General features: G+C 73.3%; 13 protein-coding genes and 1 pseudogene. 11 read left to right on the forward strand and 3 right to left on the reverse strand.

Annotated elements, in window-relative coordinates:
- Positions 1–136 precede the first annotated feature (136 nt).
- The 4 genes and pseudogenes from ACIQVZ_RS20455 to ACIQVZ_RS20470 all read left to right on the forward strand — a co-directional run bounded on the left by ACIQVZ_RS20455 (position 137) and on the right by ACIQVZ_RS20470 (position 5,791).
- On the forward strand, positions 137–1,270 hold the full coding sequence (locus tag ACIQVZ_RS20455) for an SDR family oxidoreductase (RefSeq protein WP_350879221.1): 1,134 nt from the start codon (positions 137–139) through the stop codon (positions 1,268–1,270).
- Positions 1,263–3,371: an MMPL family transporter gene (locus tag ACIQVZ_RS20460; RefSeq protein ID WP_402451768.1), complete on the forward strand. Its 2,109-nt coding sequence runs from the start codon at positions 1,263–1,265 to the stop codon at positions 3,369–3,371. The genes ACIQVZ_RS20455 and ACIQVZ_RS20460 overlap by 8 nt, the downstream gene beginning before the upstream one ends.
- 2 nt (positions 3,372–3,373) lie before the next feature.
- Positions 3,374–4,105, forward strand: a pseudogene (locus ACIQVZ_RS20465) (PTS fructose transporter subunit IIC); the annotation flags it as partial.
- A gap of 534 nt (positions 4,106–4,639) precedes the next feature.
- The gene (locus tag ACIQVZ_RS20470) at positions 4,640–5,791 is read left to right on the forward strand and encodes a methyltransferase domain-containing protein (RefSeq protein WP_402451790.1); all 1,152 of its coding nucleotides are present in this window, start codon (positions 4,640–4,642) and stop codon (positions 5,789–5,791) included.
- A 94-nt stretch (positions 5,792–5,885) separates the two neighbouring features.
- Here ACIQVZ_RS20470 and ACIQVZ_RS20475 read toward each other — a convergent pair whose 3' ends face one another.
- Both ACIQVZ_RS20475 and ACIQVZ_RS20480 read right to left on the reverse strand, forming a co-directional pair.
- Entirely contained in the window at positions 5,886–6,665 is a 780-nt protein-coding gene (locus tag ACIQVZ_RS20475; RefSeq protein WP_402451770.1) for an MMPL family transporter, read from the reverse strand.
- Positions 6,666–6,724: 59 nt separating this feature from the next.
- Positions 6,725–8,053: an MMPL family transporter gene (locus ACIQVZ_RS20480; protein WP_402451772.1), complete on the reverse strand. Its 1,329-nt coding sequence runs from the start codon at positions 8,051–8,053 to the stop codon at positions 6,725–6,727.
- Positions 8,054–8,313: 260 nt separating this feature from the next.
- Here ACIQVZ_RS20480 and ACIQVZ_RS20485 point away from each other — a divergent pair, with 260 nt between their 5' ends.
- The 4 genes from ACIQVZ_RS20485 (at position 8,314) to ACIQVZ_RS20500 (ending at position 11,654) form a co-directional block, all read left to right on the forward strand.
- The gene (locus ACIQVZ_RS20485; protein WP_402451775.1) at positions 8,314–8,541 is read left to right on the forward strand and encodes a hypothetical protein; all 228 of its coding nucleotides are present in this window, start codon (positions 8,314–8,316) and stop codon (positions 8,539–8,541) included.
- A gap of 221 nt (positions 8,542–8,762) precedes the next feature.
- Positions 8,763–9,302, forward strand: a complete 540-nt coding sequence (locus ACIQVZ_RS20490; protein WP_350879216.1) for a hypothetical protein — start codon at positions 8,763–8,765, stop codon at positions 9,300–9,302.
- Positions 9,303–9,894: 592 nt separating this feature from the next.
- The gene (locus ACIQVZ_RS20495) at positions 9,895–11,109 is read left to right on the forward strand and encodes a type III PLP-dependent enzyme (protein WP_402451792.1); all 1,215 of its coding nucleotides are present in this window, start codon (positions 9,895–9,897) and stop codon (positions 11,107–11,109) included.
- Entirely contained in the window at positions 11,106–11,654 is a 549-nt protein-coding gene (locus tag ACIQVZ_RS20500) for a GNAT family N-acetyltransferase (protein ID WP_402451778.1), read from the forward strand. The genes ACIQVZ_RS20495 and ACIQVZ_RS20500 overlap by 4 nt, the downstream gene beginning before the upstream one ends.
- A gap of 290 nt (positions 11,655–11,944) precedes the next feature.
- On the opposite strand, the gene ACIQVZ_RS20505 is transcribed toward ACIQVZ_RS20500, so the two are convergent.
- The gene (locus ACIQVZ_RS20505; RefSeq protein ID WP_402451781.1) at positions 11,945–13,285 is read right to left on the reverse strand and encodes a glutamine synthetase; all 1,341 of its coding nucleotides are present in this window, start codon (positions 13,283–13,285) and stop codon (positions 11,945–11,947) included.
- A gap of 253 nt (positions 13,286–13,538) precedes the next feature.
- Here ACIQVZ_RS20505 and ACIQVZ_RS20510 point away from each other — a divergent pair, with 253 nt between their 5' ends.
- From ACIQVZ_RS20510 to ACIQVZ_RS20520, 3 genes are all read left to right on the forward strand, one after another.
- Positions 13,539–15,248 carry a DUF885 domain-containing protein gene (locus ACIQVZ_RS20510; RefSeq protein WP_402451784.1) on the forward strand — a complete coding sequence of 570 codons (1,710 nt, stop codon included), beginning with the start codon at positions 13,539–13,541 and terminating at the stop codon, positions 15,246–15,248.
- A gap of 308 nt (positions 15,249–15,556) precedes the next feature.
- Positions 15,557–15,925, forward strand: a complete 369-nt coding sequence (locus ACIQVZ_RS20515; protein ID WP_402451785.1) for a DUF5132 domain-containing protein — start codon at positions 15,557–15,559, stop codon at positions 15,923–15,925.
- 188 nt (positions 15,926–16,113) lie between these two features.
- The coding region (locus ACIQVZ_RS20520) for an ATP-binding cassette domain-containing protein (protein ID WP_402451787.1) at positions 16,114–17,066 on the forward strand (953 nt) is incomplete at its 3' end.

The raw sequence follows: 17,066 nt of genomic DNA on the forward strand, positions 1-17,066 counted from the left end.
GCAGCGCGCCGAAGTCCCTTGTCCGTGACGGTGATTCACCCGCATGGTGGACAGGAGCCCATGGCCGGGGCCGAGGTCCGCGATCACGGTGCCCCGATGTGGTCTGCTCGGCGGAACACCCCGCGGGAGGAACCACATGGCTGTGCTGATCACGGGCGCGACGGGCTTCTTCGGGAGTCGGGTCCTGCGCGAACTGCTCACCGAGGAGCCGCCGGAGCCGATCACGGTGCTCGGCCGGGGCACGCCCGAGAGCCTGCGCGGACGGGTCGAAGCCGCGCTCGCGTGGCTCAACCCGGCTGTGGACCAAGGAAGTACGCTCAAGCGCCTGCGGTACGCGACCGCGGATCTCACCACTCCTCGGCTGGGCCTGGACAGGTGTGAACGCGCGCGTCTGGCCGGTGAGTGCACCACGCTCTGGCACTGTGCGGCCTCAAGGGCCCTGCGAGGGAGCCCCGTTCCCCTCTTCAAGACGAACGTCCTCGGCACCGAGCGGGTTCTTCGGCTGGTCGGCGACTGTCCGCAGGCCCAGGTGGTGACCGTGAGCACCGCCTTCGTCGCGGGCCGCCGCAGCAGCGGACACGTCCTGGAAACGGACCTGAGCGAGGAACAGGGCTTCCACACCTACTACGAGGAGACCAAGTACACGGCCGAGCGGTTGGTCCATGCCTGGGCCGCGGAGTCCGGCCGAACGGCCACGATCCTCCGTCCCGGGCTCCTGGTCGTGGACCGGCCCATCCCCGAGGGGATTCCCCAACAGTCCCTCGGGGAGCTGACCGGGTTGCTGGACGCGGCGTTGCGCGGCCGGGCGCGCACGGACCGGGCGATGGCCCGCATGCTGGCGGGGGAGGACACCCGCGGCAGCGGCCTGCAGTTCCGGATCCCGGCCGACCCGGAAGGCCGTCTCAACGTGATCCAGGCCGACTACGCGGCCGCGGCCGCCGTACGTGCCGTCCGTCGCCGCGGCGGCGGGGGCGTACGGACCGTCCACCTCACTCACCCCTGCGACATCGGCTTCGAAGTGGCCAAGCAGGCCTTCGAGTCGCGCTACCAGGGACTGGAAATCACCCGGGTGCCGAAGATCGCGAACCCGAGCCCGTACGAACGCCTCTTCGCCCGCTTCATGGGCGACCTGCTGAACCACGCGTCCGGGCGGCGCACCTACGACCGGACCAACCTGCTCCAGGACATCGGGGGACTGCCCGACCCGCCACCCGTCGACAGCTCCTACCTCGGCCGCGCGCTGGACCGGACGGTCGCCGTCGATGAGTAGCCACCGGCGGGTGCTGTGGGCGGCGGTCCTGATCCTGACGGCCGCGGTGGTGGCCGGAGCGGACCTTCCCGCGCACCTGTCCCACGGAGGCTTCACATCGCCGCACTTCGAGTCCGACCGCGCACTCGAACTCATCGGAAAGCACTTCGTGCCGGGGGGGAACAGCACGCTGGCGATCGTCCGCAGCGACGACCTCACGGTGGACGATCCCCGCTTCGCCGCCGCGCTCACCGACGCGCTGTCCGACCTGCCCGACCCGCCGCTCGTCAGTTCGGTGCACTACTGGAACACCGGCCGGAGGGAACTGCTCTCGACCGACCGGCACGCCGCCAGCGTGGTGGTCGGGCTCGCGGGGGAGAGCGAGAACGAGCGGGTGGCCTCGTACGAGCAGCTCCGGCAGGCCTTCCACCCCCCGGGGTTCGAGGTCGGCTTCACCGGTCTGGCACCGCTGCTCTCCGACTTCGACCACGCGGTGGACCATGACCTGACGCGCGCCGAGCTGGTGGCCGCGCCCCTGCTCTTCCTGCTGCTGGTGCTGTTCTTCGGGAGCCTGGTGGCCGCTCTGGTGCCCCTGGTGGTCGCCGCGCTCACCCTCACCGTCTCCTTCGCCGCCCTGCGCGCGCTGACGCTGCTGCTCCCGGTCGGCTACGTCACGCGCAATGTCGTGGTGATGGTGGCACTGGGGCTGACCGTCGACTACTCGATCTTCGTCGTGGCACGGTTTCGACGCGAACTCGCCCGCAACGGCGAGGTCTCCGCGGCCGTGGCGAGGACCGTCGCCACGGCCGGCCGCACGGTCCTGTTCTCGGCCGCGGTCATCTCGCTCGCCTCGCTCGGCCTGGCGCTGCTGCCCCTGCCGGTCACCCGGGCCCTCGGCCTGGGCACCGCCGTCAGCGTCGCCCTCTGCGGCATCACCAGCCGCACCGTGCTGCCGGCCGTGCTCGCCCTGCTCGGCCACCGGATCGACGCGGGCCGCCTGCGCGCGCCCCGCTCCGCCGGCGTGCGCGAGAGCGGCGACGGCTTCTGGTACCGGCTCGGCCGCGCCACGGTCCGTCACCCGGCACCGTGGCTCGTCACAGCCGTCCTGGCGATCGCCGTCCTGAGCGTCCCGGCCGCCCGGTTCCACCCCGGTTCGAGCGACCAGCGCGTCCTGCCGGCCGCCTCGGCGAGCCGGCAGGCCGCCGACGCTCTGCCGGCGGGCTTCCCGGACGCCGCCCTCGACCAGCTCCAGGTGTTCATCCGTCTGCGTACCGACCTTCGCGCCGAGGAGGGAGGGAAGGCGCTGGAAGACTGGCGCGGCCGGGTCGGCCGGCTCCCCGGAGCACAGAGTGTCCGGCTGTGGGCCGGGACCCCGCACACCGCCTATCTGACGGTCAAGTTCGCCGGCACTCCCGACTCGCCCGCCGCCGGACGCCTGGTCAGGCAGATCCGGTCGCTCGGGCCGCCCGACGGCGGCCAACTGCTGGTCGGTGGCCTGGCGGCACGCAACACGGACGTGCTGGACGCTCTCGGCGGGCGGCTGCCACTGCTGATCGGCTACCTGCTGGCAACCGTCTGCGCACTGCTGTGCATCGCCTTCCGGTCCGTCGTCGTGCCGGTCAAAGCCGTTCTCACCACGACGATGTCGCTGGGCGTCTCCTTCGCGGCGGTCACCTGGGTGGTCCAGGAGGGGCACGGTTCCCGCTTCCTGGGATTCGCCCCCACCGGGTACGTGGGGGCGATCGAAGCCGTGAGCACGCTGATTCTCGTGTTCGCCCTCTCGGTCGACTACGAGGTGTTCCTGATCGCCCGCATCCGGGAGAGGTACGACCAGGGGGCGGCCAACAGCGCGGCGATCGTCGAAGGCCTCGGGCGCACCGGAGGGCTGATCACGGCTGCCGCGGCTCTCGTCATGGTCGTCGCCGCCGCCTTCACCACGAGCCCGGTCATCACCGTGAAGGAGATCGCACTCGGCGTCCTGGTGGCTGTCGGGGTCGATGCCACGCTGGTGCGAATGATCCTCGTGCCGGCCGCACTCCAGCTCATCGGCGAACGGAACTGGTGGACACCCGCCTTCCCGTCCCGTCGGCCGTCGACGCGCTCTTCACCCCGGTGCGGATGATCCGGTGGAACGTGCCGCGGGCGGTCAAGGGCATCATGCCGGTGGTGGTGATCCCGCTGCTGTCGGTGGCGGCTGTCGGCTTCCTGATGTTCGTGCTGGTCGGCTCGCCCATCGCCTCGGCGATGAACGGCCTGACCGACTGGCTGAACGGCCTCTCCGGCTCCAACGCGATCCTGCTCGGCGTGCTGCTCGGCGCGATGATGGCCTCCGACCTGGGCGGTCCGCTCAACAAGGTCGCCTACACCTTCGCGGCCGGCGCGCTCACCGCGGCGGGTACCGCCCCGGACGCCGGCAGTCTCAAGGTGATGGCCGTCGTGATGGCCGCCGGCATGACCCCGCCGCTCGGCATGGCCTTGGCGACCGTCGTCCGGCGCCGGCTGTTCACCCCCGAGGAGCGTGAGAACGGCAAGGCCGCCTGGGTGCTCGGCGCGTCGTTCATCACCGAAGGCGCGATCCCGTTCGCGGGCGCGGACCCGCTGCGTGTCATCCCGGCGTGCATCGCCGGCAGCATGACCGCCGGGGGCCTGGTGATGGCGTTCGGTTCCACCCTGCGGGCCCCGCACGGTGGGATCTGGGTGCTCCCGCTGATCGGCAGCCCGTTCCTGTACCTGATCGCGGTCGTGGCGGGCGCGGCGGTCACCACGATGCTGGTCGTCCTGCTCAAGGGGATGCGCAGGCCTTCCGCCCCGGCGACTCGGGATGCCGTCGTCGCCGGGACGGAGCCGGTCGTGTGACGGCTGCCCGCTCCCGCCGCGTTCGTCCGCTCTGCCTCCGGGCGAGTCGCGAACGGCGCCCGCCGTTGCGTCGGCCTTCGCCGTATCCGACGTCATGGTCCGTCCCGGCCGGCGGAAGAAGGAAGCTCCGGAAGGTCGGACCGCCGTTGTCGGCCGTGAGCCGCAGACGCGGAAGGCCGGGCATGAGCCGCAGCCGAGGAGGGCTGGTTCGGGCGGGTCGACCTTGAGGAGCCGGACGATCAGGTCGTGCTGTCCTCGGTCCTTGACACCGGACGTGCGCCGCGTCTTGGCGCTGGCCTTGAGCCGCGCGCCCTGAGGGCGCCCCCGCACGCCTCTACCGTCCGGGGCCGGGGTGGGCGACGATGGGCGGCCGATCGTGTCCACACTCCCGAAGGGGGAAGCGCCATGGGTGAGCACTCGAAGCCGGCCGAGGACGTGGGTACGGGTACCCCTCCGCCGAACAATGCCGACGGCAAGGTGGAGAAGCCGGCCGAAGGCACCGGCAAGCACAAGAAGGACTGAGCGGGGGTGAGCATGGACGGTGGTCTGGCCGGGCAACGGGCGCGCCTGGACGCGGAGATGGAACGGTGCGGGCAGTGGCCGGCCGACTCCCCGTGGCTGCGCGAGGCCTGCGCCGCGCTGCCCCGCGACCGGTTCGCGCCGGATCGGCTGTGGCGCTGGGACGGTTGGGCCTACGTGCCCCTCGACCGCGCGGCCGACCCCGAGGGCTGGACCGGCGAGGTGTACGGCGGCGTCAGCTCGGCGGCCATCACCCAGCTCACCGATGGCATCCCGTCGTCGTCGCTGTCCGCGCCCGGGGTGGTGGCGGACATGCTGGACAGCCTGCGGCTGGAGCCCGGGCACCGGGTGTGGGACGTGGGCACCGGCCAGGGCTGGACGGCGGCGCTGTCCGCCTGGCGGGCCGGCCCGGGCCGGGTGGTCTCCAGCGAGGTGGACGAAGGCCTCGCCGCGTTCGCCCGTGACCGCCTCGCGGCCGCCGGCCTGGACGCCGAGGTGGTGACCGGCGACGCCACCCACGGCGGCGTGCCCGGCGGCGGGCAGGTCGACCGCCTGCACGCCACCTACGCGATCGAGGCCGTCCCGTGGAACTGGGTGGAGGCCGTGCGGCCGGGCGGACGGATCGTCTACCCGTGGGGCCGGCTCGGATACGTGGCCCTCACCGTCGCCGAGGACGGCGCCGGCGCGCGCGGCTGGGTGCACGGCCTGGCCCAGTTCATGGGCGACCGGCACGCTCCCGCGCAAGCGAGCAGCGGACCCGCCGCCCACGCCGCGGTGCGCGCGGACGCCGACCCCGAGGAACGGCGGGTGCTGGACCGCGACCCGGCGGCCCTGAAGGACTGGGGCCTGCGCTTCGCGGTGCGCGTGGCCGTGCCGGACGCCGTGCTGTTCACCCGGCACGGACCGGACGGGCCCACGGTCCTGGTCCACGACGGTGACCGCTCCTGGGCGGAGATCCGCCCGGCAGCGGACGGCCGGCCATCGCTGCTGCAGGGCGGGCCGCGCCGGATCGGTGACGAGGTGATGATCGCCTGGGCCCAGTGGGAGGACCTGGGCCGGCCCGACCTGTACGACTACGGCATCACCGTCACTCCCGATACCCAGTGGGCGTGGCAGGGCGGCCCGGACGGCCCGCGCTGGCCGATCGCGCAGCCCGCGCCAGCCTGACGCCGAAAAGCATCAGTCGGCTCCCTACGGCGATGCGGCGAGGACCGGCCCGATCGCGGCGCGGACCGCGTACGACGTCCGCGATGGCGCGGAGTCAGCCCGCCGCCGTCCTCCACTGGGGTGGGGGTCTCACCCGGGTGGAGGTCCACCGATGTCCCCGGTCACGTGTTCCGCCCACGATGCTTCCAGGTGCCGCCCCCGCCGCGTCCACCCGCCGCGGGCGCGACCGGCCCCACCGGAACCCGGCCCGCGCCGGTCCCGCGCACTCCCCATGAGCCGGGAGAAGGGCCTGACCGCACGACCGCCCCCGGTGTCCAGGAATCGCGACCGGGCTCCGGTCCCGTTGACCCACGGCCACACGACCGCGGCGCAACCCGGTGACGATGGCGGCCTCGTTGTCGCCCGTCAGGCTGTAGTGCTCGCGGACCCGTGACAGCAGGAACACCTCGTAGTCGATGGAGAGTCCGAACAGCAGCGTGAGCATGATGACGGGTTCCAGGGCGCCGATGTAGTCGTTCGGTCGGAAGGCCAGCCAGCATGACAGGTGTCCGTCCTGGAAGATCCAGGTGACCACGCCGAACGCGGCGCCGAGGGACAGGGTGGTGGTGAGGATCGCCTTGAGCGCCACCACGACGGAGCCGAAGGCGAAGGTGAGCAGGACGAAGGTGCTCACGCCGACGCACAGGGCGGTCAGCGGCAGCCGCTCCCGCAGGGCAGCCAGCAGATCGGCGGTGGCCGCCGGCGGGCCGCCGACCGCGAAGGCACCGTCGTCCGGCGCGGGCAGCGCGCGGACGGCTCGGACCAGGCCCGCGGCGGTGTGGCTCTCGGAGCTGCCCGAGGGGGTGAGGGCCACCACCGCGAGTCGTCCCGACACGGCGGCCACGTGCCCGGCCGTCGTACCGGGCAGAGCCGCGAGTCGGTGCTGCCAGTCCGTCAGGGCCTGTCGTCCCTGGGGGGCGAGCCCGCCGGGTGGGAGAGCAGGGTGACGACCTGGATCCGGTCCGGTCCCAGCGCGGGGAAGTCCCGGGCGAGTGCTTCGGTGGCCTGGCGGACCGCCGTGGCCGGCGGGAGCGTGCGGTGGTCGGTGGCCCCGAAGCGGGCGTGGAGTACCGGCAGGGTCAGCGCCGTCAGCGCGACCAGGGTGAGCGCCAGGTAGCGCACCGGTCGGCGCACCACCGCGCCGCCCACCCGGGCCCACGGTCCGTCCGGCTCCGTGGACTGCCCGAATGCCACCAGACGCCGCAGCGCGGCGGGAAGCGGCAGCCGCCACGCGTTCACACGGTGGCCCAGTACGGCGAGCGCGGCCGGCAGCAGCGTCAGCGACGTCAGCACCGCCAGGAGCACGGTCGCCGCTCCCGCGACCCCCATCGAACGGGTGTAGGCGAACGGCAGCAGTGTCAGCCCCAGCACGGCAACCGCGATCGTCAGACCGGAGAAGAGCACGGTGCGTCCGGCCGACGCCATCGTCGCCGTCAACGCCTCGGCCACCGCGCCGCGACGCCCGAGCTCCTCCCGGAAACGCGCGACGACGAACAGGGCGTAGTCCACCGCCAGAGCCAGGGCCGTCATCGTCACCAGGTTGAGCGTGAAGACCGAGACGTCCATCACCGCGGTCAGCAGCCGCAGGACCGCCGTGGCGGCGACGATGGCGGCCGCGGCGACGGCCAGCGGCAGCGCGGCCGCCACCAGGCTGCCGAAGACCAGCCACAACAGCACGAACAGCACGGGCAGGCAGAACACCTCCGCCCTGGCCAGGCTGCGCAGGCTGAGAGTGGTGGCGTCGGCGTAGAACGGGACCTTTCCGCTGTAGCCGATGCCCATGCCGTCGGGGTGCGCCGTGCTCCGCACCGTGCGGTAGGAGGCCAGCTTCGCGCTGTCGTCACGTCCGCCGAGGCCCAGCACGACGGCCGCCGAGTGCCGGTCACCGGAGAGGAAGGCCCGGTTCCCGGTGTTCCAGTAGTGCTGGGCGCCGGTCAGCACGCCGTCCGGCAGAGAGGCGAGCGAGGCTCGCAGCTGCTGCCCGAAGGCCGGATCGTCCACCGTCCACCGGTCGCTGCGGTAGACCGCCACGGCGTCCGCCCCGCCGTGGCCGAAGTGTTCCTCGAGCACCCTCGCCGCCACCAGGGATTCCGCCCCCGACGGGGCGTCGCCGCCGTTGGCGAGGCGGCCGAAGACCCCGGGGCCCAAGCAGCCCGCCAGGCAGAGCACCACGAGGGCCGCCCCGAGCACGGCGCGCGGACGGCGAACGACAGCACGACTCATCCCGGCGAGCATCCCGCATCCTCCTGGTTCGAACCCGAACCACACCTCTACGGGAACGCCGCGCCACGGGCACCGCTCGCTTACCGGTACTCGACCGGATGGGCCGGAGTTGTCCACCCGATCGGATGGACTTGTCGCTCGACGACTCCGCCGGGCGAGATCGATGAGGGCCCCCGCGGGCGGGCGAGGCGGAGCTGGATGTGCGGCGATCACCAGCCGGTCAGGCCCGGGCGACCGAGGTGCCGTAGCGGCGGCCGTAGGTGTGCCAGTGTGAACGGTCCGGGCAGGTCCCGGCGTCCGGCCGCGCGGACGGCGACCTCCAGCGCGCCTACACGGCCGACCTCGAAGCCGCCACCCGGGCCTCGATCAACCTGGACCCCACGCCGTATTTCGCGAAGTACGGCCCGCAGGGCAACTCCTGGGCGATCTTCGCGCTCCTGAGGTCCGGCCAGCACCCGCCGCTCCGAGTGGGCATGCGGGGAGTTTAGCGGTGATGTGCCGCCATTGAGGTTGACGGTTTTTGGGACTGCTCGCCGAGCTCCAAGCGGCGCCGGGACTCGGCGACAGGTAGCGTGGCACGTGGTGGGCGTCGTCGCCGCGCGTGGCCCGCAGGCGCGGGTGCGCCTCGTTCGTCACCGGTGAGACCCTGTGCGTCGACGCGGCCAGGGCGCCGGTTTCTGAAAGATCCGGGATCGGGAGCGATCGACCTATGCGCACTGACAAGCAGCTGACTCCGCTGGGCGCTGTCGGTGCGGGCCTGGCGGCGGGAGTGGTCGGCACCGTCTGCATGGACGCCGTGCGGTTCCTGCGCCAGCGCCGGGCCGGCGGCGAACACGACGCCCTGCACTGGGAGTTCGCCCCGGTCCGCACCTGGCAGGAGGCTCCGGACCCGGGGCAGGTCGGAAAGCGCCTGGTCGAGGCCTTCACCCGGCGCGAGCTGCCGGACAGCGCGGCGTTCCCCGTCAGCACGTTCATGCACTGGGCCTACGGAGTGGGCAACGCGGCCTTCTACGGCGCCGTCAGCGCCTCGCTGCGCAGGCCCCACGTCCTCCACGGGCTCCCGTACGGTGCGCTCGTGTGGCTCAGCGGATACGTGGTGCTTCCGATCGCGGGACTCTACAAACCCATCTGGAGATACGACGCCAAGACGCTGGGTGGTGATCTGACCGCTCACCTCGCCTACGGCCTCGGCACCAGCAGTGCTTTCTGGTTGCTGAGCAGGGCCCCCGTGTTCTCACGGAAGCTGTAGGTCGCGATCTGGCTGGTGCTGCTGATGGTGCTGGTGCCGGTCGCTGAGGTGGGGGCCGGGTTCGGACCTGGCGACGACCGTCGCGATCCCGACGAGGCGTGACCCGTGATCGGAAAACGGCGGCCGCCGTCGCGGTAGCGCACGGGCAGCACCTGGAGCGGTGCGAGGGCCTGATGGGCCGGGTGGCCGGCTGCCGTCCGGGGGAGGCGGGAGGTGGTTCAGGGCCGTGCCCTGCCGAAAACCTCATCCGCACTGCTCGGGCCGCGTGTCCGAACTCGTGGAGGGGCTCCGGACACTCGCGGAGGTCGCCCGATCCGGTGACGAGGGGCCAAATGATCGTCGGCGAGCACGTGCGGTGCCGTAGAAGGGTGTCCAGGTTCGTCTTCGCGGACCAACCGACGGGCACCCTTTGCCATGGTCGCGGCCGGGCCGGCGATCGGACTCGTTCACCTAGTCGCACCGGGAGAGTTCATACGTGACACGCCAGACCATCGAACCGCTCCTCCCCGCCGAACCGCGCCGCTCCACCGAATCGCACCGGTGGGCCGAGCGCGGGAGGACCGACCACCGCGCCCCGTCCGCGGCCGCCGCCGTGCGCACGGACGCCGGGCCCCGCCCCGACCGGCGCGACCACGGCGCACTACGCGCCGCGCTCGCCGCCACCACCGAGGACACCGTCGTCTACGACCTGGACGGCATCGGCCGCCAGTACGCCGCCCTGTGCGCCGAACTGCCCGGCGTCGCAGTCCGGTTCGCGATGAAGGCCTGCTCCGTCGACGAGGTGCTCGGCAGCCTCGCCGCCCTCGGCTCCGGCTTCGACGCGGCCAGCCCGCAGGAGATCGCCCAGGCCCTGCGCACCGGGGTGAGCCCCGACCGCATCCACTACGGCAACACCATCAAGTCCGACCGCAACATCGCCGAGGCCTACCGGCTGGGCGTGCGCGACTTCGCCACCGACAGCCTGGAGGACGTCGCGGCCATCGCCGAACACGCCCCCGGCTCCCGGGTGTTCTGCCGCCTCGCCACCACCGGCGACGGCGCGCTGTGGGGCCTGAGCCGCAAGTTCGGCTGCTCGCCCGAGGACGCCCTGCGGGTGCTCGACGCCGCCTGCGGCTCCGGGCTGGTGCCCTCCGGTCTGTCGGTGCACGTCGGCTCCCAGCAGATGACCACCGAGGCCTGGGCCGCGGCCGTCGAGTCGCTCGCCGAGGTACTGGAGGAGCTCAACTGGCGCGGCATCGTGCCGAATCAGGTCAATCTCGGCGGCGGACTGCCCGCCCTCGGCGTGCTCGACCGGCGCGGCCGGCCGCTGGAACCGCCGCTGGACAAGATGTTCGCGGTGATCCGCGAGGGCATGGAGCGGCTGCGCGCGGTCAACGCCGCGCCGCTGGAGTTCCTGCTGGAGCCCGGCCGGCACCTGGTCGCCGACCACGGCGCCATCCGCGCCCACGTCGCCCGGCTCTCCTCCCGCCACCGGCTCGACGGCACCCGCGAGGACTGGCTCTACCTGAGCTGCGGGAAGTTCAACGGCCTGTACGAGATGGACCAGTTGCAGTACCGGCTGGAGTTCCCGACCCACCCCGGCGGGCAGTTCGTCGACGCCGTGGTGGCCGGTCCGACCTGCGACAGCGACGACGGGTACGCCCAGGACGGCGGCCTGGTCCGCGTCCCGCACGCGGTCGCCTCCGGAGACCCGGTGTGGATCCACTCCTGCGGCGCGTACGCCGCCGCCTACGCCACCCGCGGGTTCAACGGATTCGCGCCACTGCCGTACACCTGCGTCGGCGGTTCCGAGGGGGACCGAGGATGACCGGCGTCCGGATCCGGCTGCTCCGCGACGACGACTGGCCGATGGTGATCGCGGCCGAGGAGCGCGCCTACGCCGCCAGTGGGCTCTGCGAGGGCGGCGAGGCGCTGAAGTCCCGGCACCGGGCCTCACCGGACACCTGCTTCGTCCTGGAGCACGCCGGCGGCTTCGGCGGCTACCTGCTGGCGCTGCCGTACCCGCTGTTCGGCTGCCCGGACCTCGGCCTGGCAGAGTCCGGGAACGGCGCGCGGACGAGCAATCTGCATGCGCACGACCTGGTGATCGCGGAGGAACTGCGCGGCCGCGGTCTTGCCCCGCGGATGATGTGCCACCTGCGCGACACCGCGCGGGCGGCCGGCTGCCGGACGGTCTCGCTGGTCGCCGTCCGCGGCTCGCAGGTCCTGTGGGCCCCGCTGGGCTACCAGGAGCGCCCCGACGTCGAACTGCCCGCGAGCTACGGCGCCGAGGCGGTCTACATGGTGAAGCCGCTGGAACCCGCTGCCACCGATCCGGCCCCTGGGCCCTCCCTCGGAGCCGGAGTGGGCTGATGCGGCTGTCCCCCGGGCCGGTGCGGCGGCACGACTGATCGAACAGCGCTGGGGCGAGCGCGCTTCGGCCTCTTGCCGGACCAGGGCCCGCCTCGCCGAAGTCCTCGGCGCCGACCGGCTGAGGGTGATCTGGCCGCCGGCAGTCCCACCGAGGCGCACGAGTCGTCGAGCGCCGACAGGTGGGCCTCGCGGCTCGCCGTGCCCGTGACCGCTCCGGCCACGGGCACGGCCGGGACACTGCTCCTGACCTTCCGGGGCGCACGGGCCGGGACGGCGGAACCGACGGCTGGTCAGTAACGCCAGCGGACGGCCTCGATGACCTCCGCATCGGTGTGCATCGCGAACAGCTCCGCCTCCGCCCGCCGGACGGCCAGCACGGCCTCGTACAGCTCGGGGGCGAGCGCCCGCCGCAGCACGGCGGACTTCTCGTACGCGTCGATCGCCTCCGGCAGGCTCGCCGGGAGGCGCTCGGCGGCGTGGAGGGCGGCGGGGTCGCTCGGGGTCTCGGGCGGGAGGGGCAGACCGGCGTCCAGACCGGCGAGTGCGGCGGCCAGCACGCCGCCGATCACCAGGTACGGGTTGGCGGCGGCGTCGAAGCACTTGAGTTCGGCGTTGGTCTGCCCGGCGGCGGAGCCGGTGATCAGGCGCAGCGCCGCCTCACGGTTCTCCAGGCCCCAGCAGCGGTAGGCCCCCGCGAAGTGGGAGGGGACCAGCCGCAGGTAGGACGCGGCGCTGGGCGCGCCGAGGGCGAGCAGGGCGGGCAGCTCGGCCAGCACGCCCGCGAGGAACTGCTCGGCCTCGGGGTGCAGCCCGTGGCGGCCGGGGCCGCCGTGCCCGAGGTTGCGGCCCTTCCGCCAGAGGCTGAGGTGCAGGTGGCCGCCGTTGCCGATCGAGCCCTCGCTGAAGAGGGGCGCGTACGAGACCCGGAGGCCGTGCCGGGCGGAGACGGCCCGGATGGTGTGGCGCACCAGCATGGTGGTGTCGGCCGCCTCGACCGGCCCTTCGGCGGCGACGGAGACCTCGAACTGCCCGGCCGCGTACTCGGGGTGGATCTGGAGTACGGCCAGCCCCTGGCCGGTGAGGGCGCGCAGCACGTCCCGCAGGTAGTCGGAGTGCTCGATGAAGCGGGTCATCCCGAAGCCCGGCGCGACCGTGGCGGGGGCCCCGGCGGCGTCGGCCACCACCCACTCGACCTCGATCCCGGCCCGCACCGAGAGCCCGCGCTGCTCGACGGCCTCGGTGACCAGGCGGGCGAAGTGGCGCTGGCAGCCGGGGTGCGGGGTGCCGTCCTGGGCGTAGCGGTCGGCCGGGGCCCAGGCCCAGCCGGGCTGGGCGGCGAGCGGGGTGAGCCGGTCGAGGTCGGGAACGAGCCGCAGGTCGCCCACCGGGCCGGTGCTCGAAGGCGCAGTGGTGAAGGAGTCGTCCACCAGGGAGACGTCGAAGCAGGGTACGGCGCCGACACCGTACTCGGCGGCGTGTTCGAGCTGGGTGAGCGGGACGGACTTCACCCGGGTGAGCCCGGCGTTGTCGACCCAGCCGAACACCACCCCGTCGATTCCGGCGGTGGCGAGCTGGGTTTCGGCCGCCCGGGCCTGGGCGGCCCGCTCGGCTGGGGGGTATGTGGTGGTCATGCGGCTCATGCTGGCGTTCGCGGCAGCCGGTGGGTGAGGGGTCGGCCGGGATTCACTCGTCCGTGAACGGTCGGGGTCCTGACGTGACCCGGGGCACGGGCGCGTCGGCCCGGGCGGCCTTCCGGGCGGGGCGCGGCGGCACCCCGCACGGAACGCGCCGGGGCGGCCGTCGCCCGGTCGGGGGTCACCCGTTCGAGGGGTGTGCGGTGGCTGTTCCGCAGACCGGGCGGCCGGTCGCCGCCACACTGGCCGGATGACCGCGAGCACGAACGAACCGGGCCGCACGATCGGCCGTCTGACGGACCGCTACTGGGAGTTTCTGCTGGAGCGCGATCCCCTGCTGAGGGTCCGCCAGGGGCTTCCGGTCGAGACCCTGCCCAGGACGTCCCCCGCCGAGGCGGAGGAGCGGGCGCGGTTCGCCGAGGGGGTGCTGGGCCGGGTGCGGGCGCTCGACGGCGCGGGGCTGTCCGGCGCCGATGCCGACACCGCCGCGTTCCTGGTCGGACTGGCCGAGCAGGAGCTGCGGGCGCACCGTGGCTACTGGCTGACGCCCGCGGCCACGCCGTACCGGCTGTTCCCGTTGTCGCTGTACACCGACGCGGTGCTTCGCCCCTTCCGCTTCGCCGAAGCGCCGGACGTCGAGCGGTACGTGGGGCTGGTGCGCGAGCTGGCCGGGGTGGTCGGCTCGATCGGCGACAAGGTGGTGGGTCAGGCGGCGCGCGACTTCCGGGTGCCCGCCCCGGCGCTGGCCGGGGCGCGCGCCACGCTCGTGGGCCTGCGGGCGTCGGCGGCGGGCCGGGTGGAGGTGGCGGAGGAGCGGCTCGGCGGGCTGGGGGCGGCCGAGCGCGGGCGTGTCCGGGACGGCGTACGGCGGCTGGTGGAGAGCGAGTTGACGCCGGCCTTCGACCGGCTGCTGGCCGTTCTGGACGACCCGGCCTATCGGGGCGCGGCGCCGCAGGCCGTCGGCTGGGCGCAGTACGAGGGCGGGGAGGAGGCGTACCGGGGGTTCGTCCGGACTCACAGCGGGGGCGACACGACGCCCGAGCGGCTGCACGAGCTCGGCCGCGAGCAGTGCCGCGAACTGGCCGAGCGGATGCGGGAGGTACGGACGACGCTGGGCTTCCGGGGCCCCGAGGCCGAGTTCCACGAGCGGCTGCGGACCGAGCCCAGGCTGTACGCCCGGACGCCGGAGGACGTCGAGGCCCGCTACCGGGGCCACCTCGACCGGCTGGCCCCGGTGCTGCCGCGCTTGTTCGCCACCGTGCCGCGGGCGCCGTACGGGCTGGCCCGGCTGGACCCGGCGCTGGAGCCGGGGATGACCTTCGGCTACTACGAGGCGCCGACCGCGGCGGACCCTGTCGGGCGCTACCGCTACAACGGCTCGGACCTGGAGCACAGGTCCCTGCTCGGCGCGGCCTCGCTGATCCTCCACGAGCTGGCGCCGGGGCACCACTTCCATCTCGCCCGGCAGGCGGAAGACCTCTCGCTGCCGCAACTGCGGCGCGAGACAGCTGAGTTCGGCGCGTTCAACGAGGGTTGGGCCGAGTACGCGGCGGGCCTCGGCTGGGAAGCCGGTCTGTACGCGGACCCGTGGGACGCCTACGGGCGCCTGGCGCAGGAGCGGTTCACCGCGCAGCGCCTCGTCGTCGACACCGGGCTCAACCTCGGGACGATGAGCCTGGAGCAGGCGCGGGAGTTCATGCGCGCCAACTCCACCGAGGCGGACGGCCAGATCGCCTCGGACCTGCTGCGCTACTCGACGGACCTGCCCGGGCAGGCGCTCTCCTACCGGGCCGGCTTCCTGGAGTTCGGCCGGATCCGGGCGCGGGCCGAGGCGGAGCTGGGGGCCGGGTTCGACGTGCGGGCCTTCCACGAGGCGGTGCTGGGGGGCGGGGCGTTGCCGTTCCCGGGACTGCGGCGGAGGGTGGCGCGTGAACTCGGGATTCCACTCGGTCCCGAATGAGTATGACAATCGGGCCATCGCATTAATTGCATTCATATGTGTAGTGGTGTGCTGTGATTCAGGATGCGCGAGGCGGCCATAAACACCCACAAGAGTGAACCGGCTGAGGCTGCTTGGCTCCGGTGGACATGGTTCGACTACCGTGACGGAGAGGTCGGACGGCGAGTTCTGGTGCGCGGTGATTCGGTTCGGTAGGTGAATCCCGGATTCCGAGGTGGAATGCTTCCGTTCGCCCGGCAGTGCGCTGCTCCGGTGTTCGCAGTGCCCGGGTTCCTTGTCATACCTGTGTGTAGAGAGGATGGAGCATCATGCCGCCCGTAGTACCGCCCTTCCTGGTCGGCCTCATCGTCGCGCCATTGGCCAAGCGCCTGCTCAAGCCGCTGGTGCGCGGCGTCGTCAAGACGTCCGTCGGCCTCGTCCTGGAGGTGAAGAAGGCCGCCCACGAGGCCGGGGAGAACATCCACGACCTCGCGGCCGAGGTGGCCGCCGACATGGTGGCGGCCCAGGCCACCGCAGGTGACACCGGAACCTGCTCGGACGACGGTCAGCGCACCGCCGCCCCGAGCGTCGCCCCGAGCGCCGTGCGGGACGAGGCCGCCGAGCGGGTCCACCAGGCCGAGGGGGACCCGAGGGCCCCCAAGATCCGCGCGACCGCGGGCGCCGGCAAGGCGAACTGACGGCCGTCCGGAGACCGGCCGCCGCCGGGCGCGCATTCGGATCGGTTTCGGTGGAATGTGCCCGGGCGGCGGCCGACCGCAGTCCTGTCGGCCGTAGCGCATTCGCTTCCAGAATTCCCACTTCGTCGCCGTACTCCGTCGTGTCCGTGACGGATTCCCGCGACCTCCGCAAACAGGTGATCGTACACATGCCATCGCTACTGGGCGCCGCAGCCGGATTCCGCTCCGTGGAATTGGACGCGAGCCCGCGCTCGGTCGTTCCGGGCCGCCAGCGCTGGGACGTCAAGCTGGTCCTCGGACGGCCCCGGACGGCCGAGGTCCTCGCCGCCGCGCTGCGCCGCGTTCCCGGGATCACCGGGGCCCAGGCCAACCCGGTCACCGGCGGGGTGCTCGTCCGGCACGATGCGCGGGTGCGTGCCACGGATGTCGGCCGGATCGTCCGCAGGGCCGTCGCCCTGGTCGCGCAGGGCCCGACCGGAACGGCCGCCCCCGCTCGGCCCGCCGCCGCGCCGGCCCCGCGGGCCGACCGGGGCCTGGTCGTGCGACCGGTGCTCGCCGTCGGTGGCGGGTTCGCGGCCGGGATCGCGCTGATCAAGGGGTCGGCGTTGAGCAGGCAGCTGGTGGCACTCGGCGGGGTGGCGGCGGCGACCGTGGCCGTCCTCCGGAAGGCCTGGCACGGAACGGTCGACGAGTCCCGTGACGCGGTCGCGGTCGCGGTCGCGGTCGGGGTCGGGGTCGGGGCCGGGGCCGGACGCCGCCCCCTGCTGGAGATCGTCGGACCGCACCGGCGCCGCCTCTACCGGGCCGCCGCGCTGTCGGTCTCCTGCCAGGTCTCGGAGATGGCGCTCGGCACCTTTCTCGGCTGGACCGGACTGGTCCTCATCAAGGGTGAGGCGGCGCCCCTGGTCAGCCTCGGCCTGACCACCGCGTCCGCCCAACCCTGTCCGTCGAGCAGCACGGTGATCGGCGAACGTGGCGCCACGCTGTCGGGCGGCCAGCGGCAGCGGATCGCCCTGGCGCGCGCGATCCTCAAGGACGCGCCGGTCGTGGTCCTGGACGAGGCGACCTCCGCCGTGGACAACGAGACCGAGGCCGCCATCCAGCGCACGCTCCGCGGCTTCGCGGCGGACCGGACGATGGT

It is taken from the genome of Kitasatospora sp. NPDC098663 (genome assembly GCF_044760075.1).
Taxonomy (GTDB): Bacteria; Actinomycetota; Actinomycetes; order Streptomycetales; family Streptomycetaceae; genus Kitasatospora.